The organism is Streptomyces gilvus (assembly GCF_022513565.1).
Classification (GTDB): Bacteria; Actinomycetota; Actinomycetes; order Streptomycetales; family Streptomycetaceae; genus Streptomyces; species Streptomyces gilvus.
In genome coordinates this window covers 251,770-268,969 of sequence record NZ_JAKWBE010000001.1, presented here as the reverse complement: position 1 = coordinate 268,969, position 17,200 = coordinate 251,770, and the positions used below count along the sequence as shown (strand labels likewise).

At 69.9% G+C, this 17,200-nt stretch carries 13 protein-coding genes and 1 pseudogene; 7 read left to right on the top strand and 7 right to left on the bottom strand.

Going from position 1 to position 17,200, the window contains the following annotated elements:
* Positions 1-5 precede the first annotated feature (5 nt).
* Both MKW14_RS01230 and MKW14_RS01225 read right to left on the bottom strand, forming a co-directional pair.
* Positions 6-1,730, bottom strand: a complete 1,725-nt coding sequence (locus MKW14_RS01230) for a glycoside hydrolase family 6 protein (protein ID WP_240858203.1) — start codon at positions 1,728-1,730, stop codon at positions 6-8.
* Between the two features lie 30 nt (positions 1,731-1,760).
* Positions 1,761-3,236 carry a cellulase family glycosylhydrolase gene (locus MKW14_RS01225; RefSeq protein WP_276618066.1) on the bottom strand — a complete coding sequence of 492 codons (1,476 nt, stop codon included), beginning with the start codon at positions 3,234-3,236 and terminating at the stop codon, positions 1,761-1,763.
* Positions 3,237-3,511: 275 nt separating this feature from the next.
* On the opposite strand from MKW14_RS01225, the gene MKW14_RS01220 reads away from it, so the two are divergent.
* A complete protein-coding gene (locus MKW14_RS01220; RefSeq protein ID WP_240858201.1) occupies positions 3,512-6,430 on the top strand; it encodes a glycoside hydrolase family 48 protein in 2,919 nt (972 codons plus the stop codon).
* Positions 6,431-6,664: 234 nt separating this feature from the next.
* Positions 6,665-9,310 carry a cellulose binding domain-containing protein gene (locus tag MKW14_RS01215; RefSeq protein WP_240858200.1) on the top strand — a complete coding sequence of 882 codons (2,646 nt, stop codon included), beginning with the start codon at positions 6,665-6,667 and terminating at the stop codon, positions 9,308-9,310.
* Positions 9,311-9,353: 43 nt separating this feature from the next.
* On the opposite strand, the pseudogene MKW14_RS01210 reads toward MKW14_RS01215, so the two are convergent.
* Positions 9,354-10,112: pseudogene (locus MKW14_RS01210) on the bottom strand (rhamnogalacturonan lyase family protein); the annotation flags it as partial.
* Between MKW14_RS01210 and MKW14_RS01205 the strand changes: the two are divergent.
* Positions 10,051-10,251 carry a hypothetical protein gene (locus MKW14_RS01205; RefSeq protein WP_240858946.1) on the top strand — a complete coding sequence of 67 codons (201 nt, stop codon included), beginning with the start codon at positions 10,051-10,053 and terminating at the stop codon, positions 10,249-10,251. The pseudogene MKW14_RS01210 and the gene MKW14_RS01205 overlap by 62 nt on opposite strands.
* On the opposite strand, the gene MKW14_RS01200 is transcribed toward MKW14_RS01205, so the two are convergent.
* Together MKW14_RS01200 and MKW14_RS01195 are read right to left on the bottom strand one after the other, a co-directional pair.
* Positions 10,223-10,978: a class I SAM-dependent methyltransferase gene (locus MKW14_RS01200; RefSeq protein WP_240858199.1), complete on the bottom strand. Its 756-nt coding sequence runs from the start codon at positions 10,976-10,978 to the stop codon at positions 10,223-10,225. The genes MKW14_RS01205 and MKW14_RS01200 overlap by 29 nt on opposite strands.
* A gap of 4 nt (positions 10,979-10,982) precedes the next feature.
* A complete protein-coding gene (locus MKW14_RS01195; protein ID WP_240858197.1) occupies positions 10,983-11,288 on the bottom strand; it encodes a 4a-hydroxytetrahydrobiopterin dehydratase in 306 nt (101 codons plus the stop codon).
* A gap of 159 nt (positions 11,289-11,447) precedes the next feature.
* Here MKW14_RS01195 and MKW14_RS01190 point away from each other — a divergent pair, with 159 nt between their 5' ends.
* The 4 genes from MKW14_RS01190 (at position 11,448) to MKW14_RS01175 (ending at position 14,684) form a co-directional block, all read left to right on the top strand.
* A complete protein-coding gene (locus tag MKW14_RS01190; protein ID WP_240858195.1) occupies positions 11,448-12,278 on the top strand; it encodes a helix-turn-helix domain-containing protein in 831 nt (276 codons plus the stop codon).
* A gap of 97 nt (positions 12,279-12,375) precedes the next feature.
* Complete coding sequence (locus MKW14_RS01185) at positions 12,376-13,239, top strand: Sco1979 family transcriptional regulator (RefSeq protein ID WP_240858194.1); 864 nt, start codon at positions 12,376-12,378, stop codon at positions 13,237-13,239.
* 51 nt (positions 13,240-13,290) lie between these two features.
* Positions 13,291-14,103, top strand: coding sequence for an SAM-dependent methyltransferase (locus MKW14_RS01180; RefSeq protein WP_240858193.1), 813 nt, complete (start codon positions 13,291-13,293; stop codon positions 14,101-14,103).
* 98 nt (positions 14,104-14,201) lie between these two features.
* Positions 14,202-14,684: a nitrate reductase molybdenum cofactor assembly chaperone gene (locus MKW14_RS01175; protein WP_240858192.1), complete on the top strand. Its 483-nt coding sequence runs from the start codon at positions 14,202-14,204 to the stop codon at positions 14,682-14,684.
* A 2-nt stretch (positions 14,685-14,686) separates the two neighbouring features.
* Here the strand turns inward: MKW14_RS01175 and dnaK are convergent, their stop codons facing one another.
* Positions 14,687-16,576: a molecular chaperone DnaK gene (gene dnaK / locus MKW14_RS01170; RefSeq protein WP_240858191.1), complete on the bottom strand. Its 1,890-nt coding sequence runs from the start codon at positions 16,574-16,576 to the stop codon at positions 14,687-14,689.
* Between the two features lie 142 nt (positions 16,577-16,718).
* The gene (locus MKW14_RS01165) at positions 16,719-17,147 is read right to left on the bottom strand and encodes an OsmC family protein (RefSeq protein WP_240858190.1); all 429 of its coding nucleotides are present in this window, start codon (positions 17,145-17,147) and stop codon (positions 16,719-16,721) included.
* Positions 17,148-17,200: the final 53 nt, after the last annotated feature.

The following is a 17,200-nucleotide window of genomic DNA, read 5'->3' as shown; positions in this document are numbered from 1 at the left end:
ACGGCCTACAACGGCGGGTACGCGTTCTGCATCAGCTGCTGGAACTGCGCCGAGAACCAGTGCCCCGACAGCGGAGCGTTCGGCAGCGCACCCGACATGCTGTTGCCGTTGCGCGCGTTGCCCGTGTACGTCGGGTCGCACATCCGGTCGAACCCCTTGCCCTCGTCGTTCGCGATGGCGGTGCTGGACCCGTCGGACTCCCCCGGCGGCTTCATCCACACATACGCGTCGATCCCGGCGGCGGGGTTGGCCTGCGGGCGCTCACCGAGCCCGGCCCCGGACTGGTTGCACCAGTTGCCGACGTGGATCCGCCGGTCGTAGCGGCCGCCGTCGACATACGTGTCCACGCTGGTCTTCGGTCCCGGACCGGCCGGCCGCGCGCTGCCGCCCCACCCGTTGCGGGAGGTGTCGATCAGCATGCCGATGTTCGAGTTGAAGCCCACGGAGACCAGTTGGTTGCGCATGGCCTGGGCGTACGACAGCTCGTCCACGTAGCGGTTCCAGTCGACCCACTTGGACTGCCGGACGGACGTGCCGTTCACCGAGTCGTTGATGGTGAAGTTGTTCTCCTTCAGGGCGCTGTAGTTGGCCGTGTTGGTGATGAAGCCCTGCACGTCGTCGACGGTCGCGCCCTCACTGGTGGCCGCCTGCTTGAACAGGTTGGCGGAGGGGGCGAAGTTGTCGTCCCAGCCCAGCCAGCCGTGGTGGCCGGCGTCGATGTAGTTGTAGACGTTCGGGATCGCGCCGAGCTTGGCGAGCGCGTAGCCGACGCCCTTCACGTAGTTGCCGTTGGCGAGCATGGTGTCGCACTGCGGGGTGGCGGTGGCCCGGCTGCCGGTGTTGGTGACCAGGTTGGGCAGCGAGTCGATCTCGATGGTGGTGACGATCCGCAGCGAGGCGTACTTGGGGTCGGCGAGGATCGCCGCGATCGGGTCGATGAACTGCGTCTTGTACTTGTCGATGTCCGTCGGGCCGAGTTCGCCGTTGGAGGCGAGGGCCGCGCAGTCGCGTCCCGGCAGGTCGTAGACGACCAGCTGGACGACCTCCTCGCCGCTGCCCTTCTGCGCGAGGGCCGCGTCGAGGTGGGCACGCAGGCCCATGCCGCCGTTCACGCCGTTGATCGCGGCGATGCGGTCGAGCCAGACGCCGGTGGGCTGGTTGGAGACCCGGGTGCCGCCCGGCTCGGCGGCGGCCTTCGCCGACCACTCGGGGTTCACATAGACCTTGGCGCCGGTGTACGGGTTGTCGACGCGTCCGCTCGGGTCGGTGCCGCCACCGCCCCCGCCGCCTCCGCCGCCTCCGCTGCCGCCGTCGTCGACGTTGCAGGTCACGCCGTCGAGGGTGAAGGCCGTCGGAAGGGCGTTGGTGCCGCTGTAGGACCCGTTCAAGCCGAAGCTGACCGAACCGCCGGTGGCGAGCGTGCCGTTGTAGGTCTCGTTGGCGGCGGTGACGGCGGCACCGCTCTGGCTGACCTTGGCGTTCCAGTAGCTGGTGACCTTCTGGTTGCCGGCGTACGACCACTTCAGCGACCAACTGCTCTTGGCGGCGCTGTTGTTGGTGATCGTCACGGCGGCGGTGAAGCCGGAGTCCCACTGGTTCTGCACCTTGTAGTCGACGGTGCAGGGGACGGCCTTGACTCCGCCGTCCCCGGGGACGGCGGCCGTCGCGGCCTGTGCGGTACCGGCGACCAGCGCCAGGGCGGCGAGTATCGCTGTTCTGGTACGACTCATGAGTGCGGGTTTCCTTCTCCGAGACGGGATTTACGGGTTCACGGCGCGCAGGTGATCGCGCAGCCCGGTGCCGTACGACGTGGGTGTGCCGTCGTAGTTGGAAATGAGCGAGGGACCGGAGGAGCAGTCCCAGGTGTTCCAGGTCCAGCCGAGGTAGGACAGCCCCCGGTCGTCGAACCACTTCATGACCTGGTCCACGAAGGAGTGGGAGCAGGTGTTCTCGCCGATCTCCCCGGCCACGAGCGGGACTTGGGCCGCGACGGGGGCGAGGGTGGAGTTCCAGCAGCTCTCACTCGCACAGGTGTTGAAGTTGTACACGTGATAAGCGGCGACGAGATTGCCCGTCGGGTCGCTGGGCCGGTACGTCAGCCACTGGCTCAGGTCGTTCGAGTACGCGAGCCCGCCGGCCAGGACGACGTTCTTCGCGCCGGTGGCGCGCACGGCGTCGACGAGGTCCTGCATGCCGGCGACCTGGTAGCCGATGCCGGGGCAGGTGCCGCCGTCCCGCCAGCACTGCCACGCCTGGGTGGCCGTGGCGGTGGCGCGGTCCGGGTAGGGCTCGTTGAACAGGTCGAAGACGACGGCCTGGTCGCTTTTGAAGGTGTTCGCCACCGAGGTCCAGAAGGACGGCGTGTACTGCATGTCCGGCATCGGCTTCTGGCAGGTGGCGTGCACGTCGGAGCAGCCGGACGAGTTGCCGGTGTACTGGCCGTAGGTCCAGTGCAGGTCCAGGACCGGCGTCAGTCCGTGCGCCTCGACGCGGGCCACCAGGTCCTTGACGGCGTTGACGTAGTTCGTGCCGCCGTACTGCGCCTGGACGTTGGAGAGCCCCAGCCAGCACTCCTCGTTGAGCGGGATGCGGACCGTGTTCGCCTTCCAGTCGGCGATGGCCTTGACGGACTGGTCGTCCACCGGGCCGTCGAAGATCCCACGGCCCTGCACGCACATGAACTCCGCGCCGGACCGGTTCACGCCGAGCAGCCGGCGCGTGGCGCCCGAGGCGTCCACGAGTTTGTTCCCGGACACGTGCAGCGCGGGCGCCGTACCGCCCGCGGGCGGCTGGGTCGGCGGGGGCGTCGGCTCCGTGTCGACGTTGCACGTCGTCCCGTTGAGCTTGAACGACGTCGGTACGGCGTTGCTTCCCGAGGCCGGCCGGGAGGCGATGAACCCGGCGCTGACGCTCGCGCCGGTGGCCAGCGAGCCGTTGTAGCTCTCGTTGACCGCGGTCACCGTCGTGCCGGACTGGGACCACTTGGCGTTCCAGCCCTGGGTGACCTTCTGGCCGCCGGCGAAGTCGAAGCCCAGGCTCCAACCGCTCAGGGCCGCCGAGTTGTTGGTGATGGTCACGGCTGTCTGGAAGCCGGTGTCCCACTGGCCGGTGACCGAGTACTCCACCGAGCAGGCGGGCGCGGCTCCCTGTGCCGTGACGACCGGAATGGTCATGGACCCAACAAGTCCGACCGCCCCGGCCACGGCTAAAAGTACTGAACGCGGGGGGTGTCGCATGAGCGACTCCTTGCAGCTCGGGCGCGTCGGTACGGACGCGTCGACTGATGGAATCGCTCCCACTGGTGTCCATGAAGCTAGCGCCAAGTGACGGCAAAGGACAGGGGAGTCACAGACTTTCCTGACTTTCCCTCAGCTAAAACGCGTCGAATCTTTTCGACTCTTCAAGCACCTTGACCGCCCCCACCCCCGTCCCCACTATGGGAGCGCTCCCACTGGTTCAAGGCTTGTTGCTCCTCCCCCACTTTCTCCGAGCCGCAAGGAGGAACCAGCACATGCACCCCAGAAGGAGACGCAGAGCCGTGCGCCGGCTCTGGACCGCCGTCGTGGCGGCCCTGGCCCTCCCCGTCGCCATGCTCGGCACCGGCACGACCTCCGCACAGGCGGCGGCACTTCAGTGCAGCGTCGACTACAAGACCAACGACTGGGGCTCCGGCTTCACCGCGGATCTGACGATCACCAACCGCGGTTCGGACACCATCGACGGCTGGACGCTGACGTACGCCTACAGCGGCAACCAGAAGCTCAGCAACGGCTGGAACGGCACCTGGTCCCAGTCCGGCCAGTCGGTCAGCGTGAAGGACGCCGGCTACAACGGGAAGATCGCCGCGGGCGCCGCCGTCTCCACCGGAGCGCAGTTCACCTACAGCGGCGCCAACACCGCTCCCACGAGCTTCGCGATCAACGGCACCACCTGCGCCGGCGCCCACCAGCCGCCGGTCACGGTGCTGACCAGCCCCACGGCCGGCGCGGTCTACACCCAGGGCACCGCGGTCCCGCTCGCGGCGACGGCGGCGGCCGCCGACAACGCGACGATCAGCAAGGTCGAGTTCTACGACGACACCACGCTGCTGGGCACCGACACCAGCGCGCCGTTCACCCTGTCCGCCTCCGGGTTGTCCGTGGGCAGCCACTCCCTGGTGGCGAAGGCGTACGACAGCCTGGGCGCGTCCGCGGAGTCGACGCCGGTCGGCATCACGGTGGCGTCCGGTCCCGCGGTCGTCGCCACCCCCACCCAACTGGGCGTACAGCAGGGCAAGTCGGGCACGTACGCGGTGAAGCTGTCCTCGCAGCCCAGCGGGAACGTCACGGTCACGACGGCTCGTGCGAGCGGCAACTCCGGTCTGTCGGTGACGGGCGGGGCGTCCCTCACCTTCACGCCGTCCAACTGGAGCACCGCGCAGAACGTGACCATCACCGCCGACTCCTCCGGCACCGGCTCGGCGTCCTTCGAGTCGACGGCGACGGGGTTCACCAAGGCGGCGGTCACCGTGACGGAGCTGGCGGCCTCCAAGGCGTACGACGCCCGCTTCCTGGACCTCTACGGGAAGATCACCAACCCGGCGAACGGCTACTTCTCGCCGCAGGGCATCCCCTACCACTCGGTCGAGACACTGATCGTCGAGGCCCCCGACCAGGGGCACGAGACCACGTCGGAGGCCTACAGCTACCTTCTCTGGCTGCAGGCGATGTACGGCAAGGTCACCGGTGACTGGTCCAAGTTCAACGGCGCGTGGGCGCTCATGGAGAAGTACATGATCCCCACCCACGCCGACCAGCCCACCAACTCCTTCTACACCGCCTCCAAGCCGGCCACCTACGCGCCCGAGCTGGACACCCCGAACGAGTACCCGGCGAAGCTCGACACGTCGGTGTCCGTGGGCTCGGACCCGATCGCGGGCGAGCTGAAGAGCACGTACGGCACGGACGACGTGTACGGCATGCACTGGCTGGAGGACGTCGACAACGTCTACGGCTACGGCGACACCCCCGGCGGCACCTGCGAGGGCGGGCCGACGGCGAGCGGACCGTCGTACATCAACACCTTCCAGCGCGGCGCGCAGGAGTCGGTGTGGGAGACGGTGCCGCAGCCGACCTGCGACGCCTTCAAGTACGGCGGCAAGAACGGTTACCTGGACCTGTTCACCGGTGACTCGTCCTACGCCAAGCAGTGGAAGTACACGGACGCCCCGGACGCCGACGCGCGTGCGGTGCAGGCCGCGTACTGGGCCGATGTGTGGGCCAAGCAGCAGGGCAAGGGCTCGGACGTCTCCGCGACCGTCGGCAAGGCCGCGAAGATGGGCGACTACCTGCGCTACGCGATGTACGACAAGTACTTCAAGAAGATCGGCAACTGCGTGGGTCCGTCGACCTGTGCGGCCGGCACCGGCAAGGACGCCTCGCACTATCTGCTGTCCTGGTACTACGCCTGGGGCGGCGCGACGGACACGAGTGCGGGCTGGGCCTGGCGGATCGGCTCCAGCCATGTGCACGGCGGCTACCAGAACCCGTTGGCCGCGTACGCGCTCAGCTCCTACGCCGACCTGGAGCCCAAGTCCGCGACGGGCACGGCGGACTGGGCGAAGTCGCTGCAGCGGCAGCTGGAGTTCTACCAGTGGCTGCAGTCGTCCGAGGGCGCCATAGCGGGCGGCGCGACCAACAGCTGGGCGGGCCGGTACGCGACGCCGCCCGCCGGCACGTCGACGTTCTACGGCATGTACTACGACCAGCAGCCCGTCTACCACGACCCGCCGTCCAACCAGTGGTTCGGCTTCCAGGCGTGGTCGATGGAGCGGGTCGCCGAGTACTACCAGCAGACGGGGAACGCGCAGGCCAAGGCGGTCCTCGACAAGTGGGTCAAGTGGGCGCTGTCCAAGACCACGGTCAATCCGGACGGCACCTATCTGATCCCGTCGACGCTCCAGTGGTCGGGCCAGCCCGACACCTGGAACGCCGCCAGCCCCGGCTCCAACAGCGGGCTGCACGTCACCGTCGCCGACTACACCAACGACGTCGGGGTGGCCGCCGCGTACGCCAAGACCCTGACGTACTACGGCGCCAAGTCCGGTGACGCGACGGCCAAGTCCACGGCGAAGGCGCTGCTGGACGGCATGTGGAACAACTACCAGGACAGCCTGGGCGTCGCCGTGCCGGAGACGCGGGCGGACTACAACCGCTTCGACGACAGCGTGTACGTGCCGAGCGGCTTCAGCGGGAAGATGCCGAACGGGGACGCGATCAACTCGTCGTCGACGTTCGCCTCGCTGCGGTCCTTCTACAAGAACGACCCCGCGTGGTCGAAGATCCAGAGCTACCTCGCGGGTGGCGCCGCCCCGGTGTTCACGTACCACCGGTTCTGGGCCCAGGCGGACATCGCCCTGGCCATGGGTTCGTACGCGGAGCTGCTCGAATAGCCCCCGCCGGGCGCTCCGCGGGTTGGGCCGTGCTGTGACTGCGGGTCCGTTGTGGCTGGTCGCGCAGTTCCCGCGCCCCTTCGGGGCGCGGTCGGCACCGTACGTCTCTCGGTAGTGCCTGAAGGCTCCGTGTGCGTTGTCCCGTCACCTGACGGCGGGACCCCGGCCGGGCGGCCCCCACCCGCACTGGGGGTCGCCCGGCCTCGCGCGTTTCCCTGATGGAAGGACCCCACCGTGCGAAGAACCCGCGTTCTCACGGCCGTGCTCGCGCTCGCGGCCGGACTACTGGCGGGAGCGCCGCCCGCACTCGCCACCAGCACCCCGAAAGCGCCGCTCGCCGCCGACACGTACACCTGGAAGAACGCCCGGATCGACGGGGGCGGTTTCGTTCCCGGGGTCGTGTTCAACCGCAGTGAGAAGAACCTCGTCTACGCACGGACCGACATCGGCGGCGCCTACCGGTGGCAGGAGTCGTCGAAGACGTGGACGCCGTTGCTGGACTCGGTCGGGTGGGACGAGTGGGGGCACACCGGTGTGGTCAGCCTCGCTTCCGACTCCGTCGATCCGAACAAGGTGTACGCGGCCGTGGGGACGTACACCAACAGCTGGGACCCGACCAACGGCGCCGTGCTGCGCTCCGCCGACCGGGGCGCCAGCTGGCAGAAGACCGACCTGCCCTTCAAGCTCGGCGGGAACATGCCCGGACGGGGCATGGGCGAGCGGCTGGCGATCGATCCCAACAAGGACAGCGTGCTGTACCTGGGCGCGCCCAGCGGCAAGGGGCTGTGGCGGTCGACGGACTCCGGAGTGACCTGGTCGCAGGTGACCGGCTTCCCCAACGCCGGCAACTACCAGCAGGACCCGACCGACACGACGGGATACGCCTCCGACAACCAGGGCATCGTCTGGGTCACCTTCGACGAGTCCACGGGCACCGCCGGCAGCGCGACGCGGACCATCTACGTCGGGGTCGCCGACAAGGACAACGCGGTGTACCGCTCGACGGACGCGGGGGCGACCTGGACGAGGCTGGCCGGGCAGCCGACGGGCTATCTGGCCCACAAGGGCGTGCTCGACGCGAAGAACGGTTATCTGTACCTCGCCTACAGCGACAAGGGCGGCCCGTACGACGGAGGCAAGGGGCAGCTGTGGCGCTATGCCACGGCGACCGGCACCTGGACGAACATCAGCCCGGTGGCGGAGGCCGACACCTACTACGGCTTCAGCGGGCTCACCGTCGACCGGCAGCACCCGGGCACGGTGATGGCGACGGCGTACAGCTCCTGGTGGCCGGACACGCAGATCTTCCGCTCCACCGACAGCGGGGCCACCTGGACGAAGGCGTGGGACTACACCTCCTATCCCAACCGCGCCAACCGCTACACGATCGACGTGTCGTCCTCCCCCTGGCTGACCTTCGGCGCGAACCCCTCACCGCCCGAACAGACCCCGAAACTGGGCTGGATGACGGAGTCACTGGAGATCGACCCGTTCGACTCCGACCGGATGATGTACGGCACGGGCGCGACGCTGTACGGCACCGAGGACCTGACCAAGTGGGACAGCGGCGGCCAGTTCACGGTGAAGCCCATGGTGCGGGGGCTGGAGGAGACGGCGGTGAACGACCTCGCCGCTCCCCCGTCGGGCGGCGCCCAGCTCTTCAGCGCGCTCGGTGACATCGGCGGCTTCCGGCACACGGACCTGACGAAGGTCCCGTCGATGATGTACACCTCCCCCACCTTCACGACGACCACGAGCCTCGACTTCGCCGAGACCAACCCCAACACGGTCGTCCGGGTCGGCGACCTCGACTCCGGCCCGCACATCGCGTTCTCGACGGACAACGGGGCCAACTGGTTCGCCGGCACGGACCCTTCGGGCGTGTCCGGCGGCGGGACGGTGGCGGCGGCCTCGGACGGCAGCCGGTTCGTGTGGAGTCCGGCCGGGGCGGGCGTGCAGTACACGACGGGCTTCGGCTCGTCGTGGTCGGCGTCGAGCGGGATCCCCGCGGGCGCGGCCGTGGAGTCGGACCGGGTCGACCCGAAGACCTTCTACGGCTTCAAGTCCGGCAAGTTCTACGTCAGTTCGGACGGCGGCGCGAGCTTCACCGCGTCCTCGGCGACGGGCCTTCCGGCCGGCGACAGCGTGCGGTTCAAGGCGCTGCCCGGTACGAAGGGCGACGTATGGCTGGCGGGCGGGGCCGCGGACGGGGCGTACGGGCTGTGGCACTCCACCGACGGCGGGGCGAGCTTCACCAGAGTCTCGGGCGTCGAGCAGGCCGACACGATCGGCTTCGGCAAGGCGGCGCCGGGAGCCTCGTACCAGACGCTCTACACCAGCGCCAAGATCGGCGGGGTCCGCGGCGTCTTCCGCTCGACGGACAAGGGCACGACCTGGACCCGTGTCAACGACGACGCCCACCAGTGGGGTTGGACCGGCGCGGCGATCACGGGCGATCCGCGGGTGTACGGGCGGGTCTACGTCTCGACGAACGGGCGGGGCGTGATCTACGGCGACACCGCGGGGTCGAGCGACAGCGGTGGAAGTGGAGGAGGTACGGGCGGCTGCTCGGTGTCGTACACCGTCACCAACCAGTGGTCCGGTGGCTTCCAGGCGGACGTGAAGCTCACCAACACGTCTTCGAGCGGCTGGACCGGCTGGTCGCTGGGCTGGTCCTTCGCCGACGGCCAGAAGATCACCCAGCTGTGGAACGCGTCCTACGCGCAGAACGGCTCGGCGGTGACCGCCACGAACGCGGGCTGGAACGGCACGGTGGCCGCGGGTTCGTCGGTGACCTTCGGGTTCACCGGCACCTTCGCGGGCTCCAACACCAAACCGGCCGCCTTCAAGCTCGCGGGACAGGACTGTTCCGTGACCTGATCCGTGGGGCGCGTACCCGCGAGGTACGCGCCCCACGCACGCCCTACGGCGTGTCCACCGTGGGCCGGGGCGCCGTCGTCATGCCGTCGCCGATGAAGAAGCTGGGGTGCGGCGGCTGGTTGCAGGCGGTGTTCTGCCAGGCCAGGGCCGTGCGGTACTGGGTGTCGTGGAGCAGGGTCGTGATCCTCGTGTTCGTCTCGTACGGCGTCGAGTAGATCCGCAGCGCCGTGTTGTCGGTCGTGGGCCAGACGACCTCCTCGCGCCAGTCGCCGAGGATGTCGCCGGACAGCGACGGGGTCGCCTTGGTGCCGTTGTCGGAGTGCACGCCGGAGCCGGTCAGCAGACGGGTGTCGGCGGAGGTGCCGTACTTGTCGATGTGGGTGCCGTCGAGGAGTTCGCGGACCGGGTCGCCGTCCCACCAGGACAGGAAGTTGATGCTGGAGGGCTTGCGGCTCGCGACGACCGTGCCCTTGGGGTCGCGTACGCCGTCCACGCGGGAGGACCAGGACTCGGCGCCCGGACTGCCCGCCCACACGTCCCCGGAGACACCCCGGCCGTTGTCGCCGTTGGCCGGGGTGGACCAGATGATGCGGCCGGTCCTCGCGTCGGCCATCCAGGAGGAGGGCTTGGAGCCGTCCTCGTCGACCTTGAACTCCTCGAGTCCCGGGCGGGCGGGGTCCAGGTCGCCGACGTGCATGGCGTCGCCGTGGCCGTTCCTGGTGGTCCACAGCCCGCTGCCGTTGTCGTCGACCGCCATCGAGCCGTACACGATCTCGTCCCTGCCGTCCCCGTCGACGTCGGCCGTGCGGGTGCGTTACGTCTGGGCGGGCGTCTCCCCCACCTCCGCGCACTGGGAGCAGGCCTTCTCCGTCGACGGCGGGCGGACCTGGGTGACCAACTGGATCATGGGCTTCAGCCGCGGTCGGCCGTCGGCTTTCTGAAGGCGCGCAGGGTGAACTCCGGGTCGGGGCGCGGGCGTTCCTGCTCGGGCAGGGCCTCGATGCCCGCGACGAACCGCTCGGTGAGCGGGTCGCCGGGCGGCAGCGTGGTGAACCAGCCGCGCCGCAGGTCGGCGGCGGTGCGCCGGGGACTGCGGCCCTGGCCCCGGCCCCGGAACCGGGCCTGTCCGGCCGGACACAGGCCGTGGGCGACGGCGTACGACTCCACGAGCTGCGCGGCGTCCGGGGCCGGGCGGCGCGGGCGCGGGGCGAGGACGGCGTCGATGTCGCTGCCGACGTCGTGGGCGGCGGCCTTGTCGACGGTGGTGACGTACACGCCGCCCGGCTCCAGGACCCGGGCGCACTCCGCGACGACGGCCCGCACGTCCTCGGGCTCGTCGAGGAGGTGCAGCAGCCAGACGCTGGTCACCGCGTCGAAGGCGGCGTCCGGGAACGGCAGGGCACGGCTGTCGGCCAGGACGATCGCGCCGGGCAGCCGGCCGGCCGCCATCCGGGCCATGCCGTACGTCAGGTCCGCGCCCGTCACCCGGGTGGCGGGCCGGGCGGCGGCCAGGCGCCGGGTGACGATCCCGGTGCCGCAGGCCACGTCGAGGAGCCCGCGGGTGCCGGGCTGGAGAAGACCCAGGACGGCGTCGGCGGCCGCCTCGGCCCTCGCCTCGCCGCCGCGGCTTGCGTCGTAGGCGTCGGCTTCCTTGTCGTAGTCCAGCACGCGGTCAGTGTGCCCCGTGTCCCTGTGCGAGCTCCTCCACCCTGCGGGCCAGCTCGAAGTCGAGGGCGGTGACCTTGCCGCCGACACTGTGGGTGTTCACCGAGAGGGAGACCGTGTTGTAGCCGAGGGTGAGGTCGGAGTGGTGGTCGAGCTCGTCCTGCACCTGGGCGATGTGGATCACCATCGCCGTCGCGGCGAAGTGGGTGGCGAGCCGGTAGGAGCGGGTGAGCCGGTCCGCGTCGACCGACCAGCCCGGCAGCTCGGCGAGCCGGTCCTCGATCTCCTTCTGCGACAGCGGTTCGACGGCCATGACCTCGCTCCTTCCCGGTGGTGGGGCACGGACTCCCAGCGTGCCACAGCCGCACCACGTCGGCCCGCGCACCCGGGTGCGGTGCTGCGCCGCGCCGCGCCGCGCCGTCGGCGTCCCGCGGCCCGTACATACGTCCGTTTCTCGACTACGGTCGTCTGCATGACCATCGTCGCGACCGGCAAAGCCGCCTCCTCCGCCGCCCCGTCCGACAGGGGCGTGGGCCCGCTGCTGCGGGCCTGGCGGGAGCGGCGGCGGGTGAGTCAGCTGGAGCTGGCGCTGCGCGCCGACTCCTCCGCCCGGCACATCAGCTTCATCGAGACGGGGCGTTCCCGGCCGAGCGAGGAGATGGTGCTGCGGCTGGCCGAGCACCTGGAGGTGCCGGTGCGTGAGCGCAACGCCCTGCTGCTGGCGGCCGGTTACGCCCCGCACTACCCGGAGACCCCGCTGGACTCGCCGGCGCTGGACGCCCTCCGGCAGGGCCTGGAACGGCTGATCCGGTGCCACGAGCCCTACCCCGCGTTCGTGGTCGACGCGGTCTACGACGTCGTCGCGGCGAACCGGGGCATGACGATGTTCCTCGCCGGGATCCCGGAGTTCCTGCTCCAACCCCCGCTGAACGCCATGCGGTTGACCCTGCACCCCGAGGGTCTCGCGCCCCGCATCCGCAACCTCCCCGAGTGGCGCGGGCATCTGCTCGCCCAGATGGAGCGGGAGATCGCCCTGCACCGCTCCGAGCCACTGCGCAGGCTGTACGAGGAGGTGGCGGCGTATCCGGTACCGGACCCGGAACCAAGGCGTGAACCGACCGCCCCGGTCCCCCACTTCGCGCTCCCGATGCAGATCGAGCACGACGGCCGCACCCTGTCGTTCGTCTCCACCATCTCCACCTTCAACACCCCCATGGACGTCACGGTCGCCGAACTGGCCATGGAAACCCTCCTCCCGGCCGACCCGACGACGGCCAAGTACCTCCAGTCACGGCTGACTTGATTCCGTCTTGGCTTCCTTCTTGATTCCGGACCTGTGAGACCGGAACCGGAACATGGCACACTGACGCGCAGACTTCGGCGCGTAGGGGAGGCGTGGCGTGAGTGAGCGGCGGCCCGCGCCGACCGTGGGTCAGGTGGTGCTCGGCAGGCGGCTGCAGGAACTGCGGGAGGCGGCCGGGCTCAAGCGTGAGGAGGCCGCCCGCGTGCTGCGGGTGGCCCCGGCGACCGTACGGCGCATGGAGATGGCCGAGGTCGCGCTGAAGATCCCGTACGTGCAGGTGCTGCTGGAGACCTACGGCGTCCCGGACGAGGAGACGACGGCCTTCGTCGAGCTCGCCGAGGAGGCCAACCAGCCGGGCTGGTGGCAGCGGTTCCACGACGTGCTGCCGGACTGGTTCAGCCTGTACGTCAGCCTGGAGGGCGCCGCCGGGATCATCCGTTCCTACGAGCCGCACTTCGTGCCCGGCCTGCTGCAGACCGAGGACTACGCGCGTGCCGTGATGGAAGCAGGAACGATCGGCCAGACCGGCGCGGAGAACCTCGAACGCCATGTGTCCCTGCGGATGACCCGGCAGAAGCTCCTGGAACGCCCGGACCCGCCCCACCTCTGGGTGATCATGGACGAGACGGTGCTGAAGCGCCCGGTCAGCATCCGCGGCGAGGTGATGCGCGAACAGCTGGACAAGCTGCTGGAGTTCGCCGAGCACGACCGGATCACCCTGCAGGTCGCCGAGTTCAAGGACGGCCCGCACCCGGGGACGTACGCCCCCTTCTCGCTGTTCCGCTTCGGCGAGCCCGAACTGCCCGACATGGTCTTCACCGAGTATCTGACCGGCGCGCTGTACCTGGACTCGCGCACCGAGGTCTCCGCCCATCTGGAGGTCCTCGACCACATGGCGGCGCGAGCCGCGTCGGCCCAGCGCACGAAGAAGATCCTGCGGGAATACCGCGAGACCTTCTGAGCCCCCGCCGCGTCCCGCACGGCACCTTCGCACACGAGGAGACGACACCGCATGACCGGATCCGACGCCGCGCCACGGATAGACACCAGCCGCCCGCACCCGGCGCGGGTGTACGACTGGTGGCTGGGCGGCAAGGACAACTACCCGGTGGACGAGGAGCTGGCCCGCAGGATCCTCGCCCTGGACAGCACGGCCGTACGCGGGGCCCGGGCCAACAGGAGGTTCATGCACCGGGCCGTCCGCACGGTGGCCGAGGCGGGGATACGCCAGTTCCTGGACATCGGCACGGGCATCCCCACCGAGCCCAACCTGCACCAGGTGGCGCAGGGCGTGGCGGCGGAGTCCAAGGTCGTGTACGCCGACAACGACCCGATCGTGCTGCGGCACGCCCAGGCCCTGCTGCACGGCTCCGCCGAGGGCTCCACGGACTACGCGCACGCGGACGTGCGGGACATCGACACCCTGCTGGCCCGGGCGGCCGAGACGCTGGACCTCACCCGTCCGGTCGCGCTGTCGCTGGTGGCCCTGACCCACTACCTGGGCGACGAACCCGACGGCGACGACATCCACGGCCTGGTCGGCAAGTACGTCGCTGCCCTCGCCCCCGGCAGCTACCTGATCCTGTCGCAGGTCACCCCGGACCTGAACCCGGAGGCCATCGCGAAGGCCAAGGCCGCCTTCCAGGCCAGCGGCACCGCCTTCCACCCCCGTTCGATCACCGAGGTGTACCGCTTCTTCGAGGGCCTGGAGCTGCTGGGTCCCGGTGTCATCCCGGTGACGGGGTGGCGCCCGGAGGCGGAGGACGTGGCGGCGCAGGCCGAGGGCGTCGTACCGGTGTACGCGGGGGTGGCCCGCAAGAACTGACCCGGACGGGCGTCCTGAACAGGTGCGTTCCCCTGCCCGCCCCTAGCGTCGAGGCACGGGGCGAGCAAGGGAGCCACGCACCTGCCCAAGGAGGCCCGATGCCCTCGGACGCAGTGCTCTACCAGGCGGCGGCGCTGTGCCTCACCTACCCGGACGAGGACTTCGTCGCCCGTCTGCCGCTGCTGCGGGAAGCCGCCCCGCAGCTGCGGGAGTTCGTCGACCACGCGGCGGTCACCCCACCGCACGAACTGGCCGCGCACTACGTCCAGGTCTTCCAGGTCTTCGACGCCCGCCACAGCCTCCACCTCCGCCGATGGCCGGACGGTGCCCGGCCCCCGGTCCGCTTCGAGGACGCCTACCGGGCGGCCGGACTCGCGTTCACCGGCGAGGAGCTGCCCGACTTCCTGCCCGCGGTGCTGGAGCTCACGGCGCGCACCGGCGACACCGGCCTGCTCACCGGACACCGCGGCGGCCTGGAGCGACTCCGCTGCCGGCTCACCGACTTCGGCACCCCGTACGCCTCCGTCCTGGACGCGGTGTGCGCGGCGCTGCCACCCGACCCCACCGGAGCACGGCCTTGACCCTAGGCGGCGCCGCCCTTCGCGTCGCGGTCCTCGTCGACGATCTCCGCGTCCACCACGCCCTCGTCGTCCTGCGGTGAGGTGTGCTGCTCGGTGCCGGTGCCGGTGCCGCTGCCGGTGTCCGTGCCGGACGACGGCTGTTCCGCCTGGGCGTACATCGCCTGGCCCATCTTCTGGCTGACGGACGCCAGCTTCTCGACCCCCGCGCGCAGTTCGGCCGTGTCCGCGTCGCGCTCCAGCAGCCCCTTCAGCTCCGTCGTCGCCTCCTGGACCTCCGTCCTGGTGTCGGCCGGGACGCGGTCCTCGTTGTCGCGGATGAACTTCTCGGTCTGGTAGACGAGTTGCTCGGCCTGGTTGCGGGTCTCGGCGGCCTCTCGGCGCCTGCGGTCCTCCTCGGCGTACTGCTCCGCCTCCCGCATCATGCGGTCGATGTCGTCCTTGGGCAGCGCGGAACCGCCCGTCACGGTCATCTTCTGCTCGCGGCCGGTCGCCAGGTCCTTCGCCGAGACGTGCATGATGCCGTTGGCGTCGATGTCGAAGGCCACCTCGATCTGCGGCACCCCGCGCGGCGCGGGCGGCAGCCCGGTGAGGTCGAAGACGCCCAGCTTCTTGTTGTACGCGGCGATCTCGCGTTCGCCCTGGTAGACCTGGATGCCGACGGACGGCTGGTTGTCGGTGGCCGTCGTGAAGATCTCCGAACGCCGGGTCGGGATCGTCGTGTTGCGTTCGATGAGCTTGGTCATGATGCCGCCCTTGGTCTCGATGCCGAGGGACAGCGGGGTGACGTCGAGGAGGAGGACGTCCTTCACGTCGCCGCGGATGACACCGGCCTGCAGGGCCGCGCCGACGGCCACGACCTCGTCCGGGTTGACGCCCTTGTGCGGGTCCTTGCCGGTGAGCTCCTTGACCAGGTCGGTGACGGCCGGCATCCGGGTCGAGCCGCCGACCAGGATGACGTGGTCGATCGCCGACAGCTTCACGTTCGCGTCCTTGACCGCCTGGTGGAAGGGGGTCTTGCAGCGGTCGAGCAGATCGGCGGTGAGCTCCTGGAACTGGGCGCGGGTCATCTTCTCGTCGAGGTGCAGCGGGCCCTCGGCGGAGGCGGTGATGTAGGGCAGGTTGATCGTGGTCTCGGAGGAACTGGACAGCTCGATCTTCGCCTTCTCGGCGCCCTCCCGCAGCCGCTGGAGCGCCATCTTGTCCTTGCCGAGGTCAATGCCGTACTGCCCCTGGAACTTCTTGACCAGGTGCTCCACGATCCGCTGGTCCCAGTCGTCGCCGCCCAGATGTGTGTCGCCGTTGGTGGCCTTGACCTCGATGACGCCGTCGCCGATCTCCAGCAGCGACACGTCGAAGGTGCCGCCGCCGAGGTCGAAGACCAGGACCGTCTGCTCCTCGCCGCGGTCGAGGCCGTAGGCGAGGGCCGCGGCCGTCGGCTCGTTGATGATCCGCAGCACCTTCAGGCCGGCGATCTCCCCGGCCTCCTTGGTGGCCTGCCGCTGCGAGTCGTCGAAGTACGCGGGTACGGTGATCACCGCGTCCGTGACGTCCTCGCCGAGGTAGGACTCGGCGTCCCGCTTGAGCTTCTGCAGCACCCGCGCGGACAGCTCCTGCGCCCGGTACCGCGTACCGTCGACCGACCCCTGCTCGGGGAAGCGCCAGTGCGCGTCGCCCATGTGCCGCTTCACCGACCTGGCCGTGCGCTCCACGTTCGTCACGGCCTGCCGCTTGGCGACCTCGCCGACCAGCACCTCCCCGTTCTTGGCGAAGGCCACCACCGACGGTGTGGTCCTGGCCCCCTCCGCGTTGGCGACGACGGTGGGTTCGCCGCCCTCCAGCACGGCCACCACCGAGTTCGTGGTCCCGAGATCGATACCGACCGCACGTGCCATCTCCGTCCCCTTCCGCCAGGGCGCTTCCCAGACTCCAGCACAAAACTTGAGTGCGCTGTTGTCAATGCCGTGTAGGTCCCGGGTACCCCGGAAACGGCGGTGCCGCGCCTCCGTGCGAGGCGCGGCACCGGGGCGTTCGCGGTCAGGAAAGCTTGGCGGACAGGGTGATCGTCGTGCCGGTCAGCGCCTGGCTGACCGGGCAGTTCTTCTTGGCGTCCTCGGCGGCGGCGACGAACGCGTCGTTGTCGATGCCGGGGACTGTGCCCTCGACGGTGAGGTGGATGCCGGTGATGCCCTCACCCGGCTGGAAGCTGACGTCGGCGGAGGTGACGAGCTTGGTGGGCGGGGTGCCGGCGCCGTTCAGGGCGTGCGACAGCGCCATGGAGAAGCAGCTGGAGTGCGCGGCGGCGATCAGCTCCTCGGGGCTGGTCTTGCCGTTCGCGTCCTGGGAGCGCGAGGCCCACGTGACCGGCTGCGCCTCGATGGCACCGGAGGAGTCGAAGTTGACGACCCCGTTGCCCTCGATCAGGTTGCCTTCCCAGACGGTGTGTGCGGAGCGCGTGGTTGCCACGGTGAATCCTTCCGACTTCCTGGTGTTCCTTGCGCCCCCATCCGATCACATTC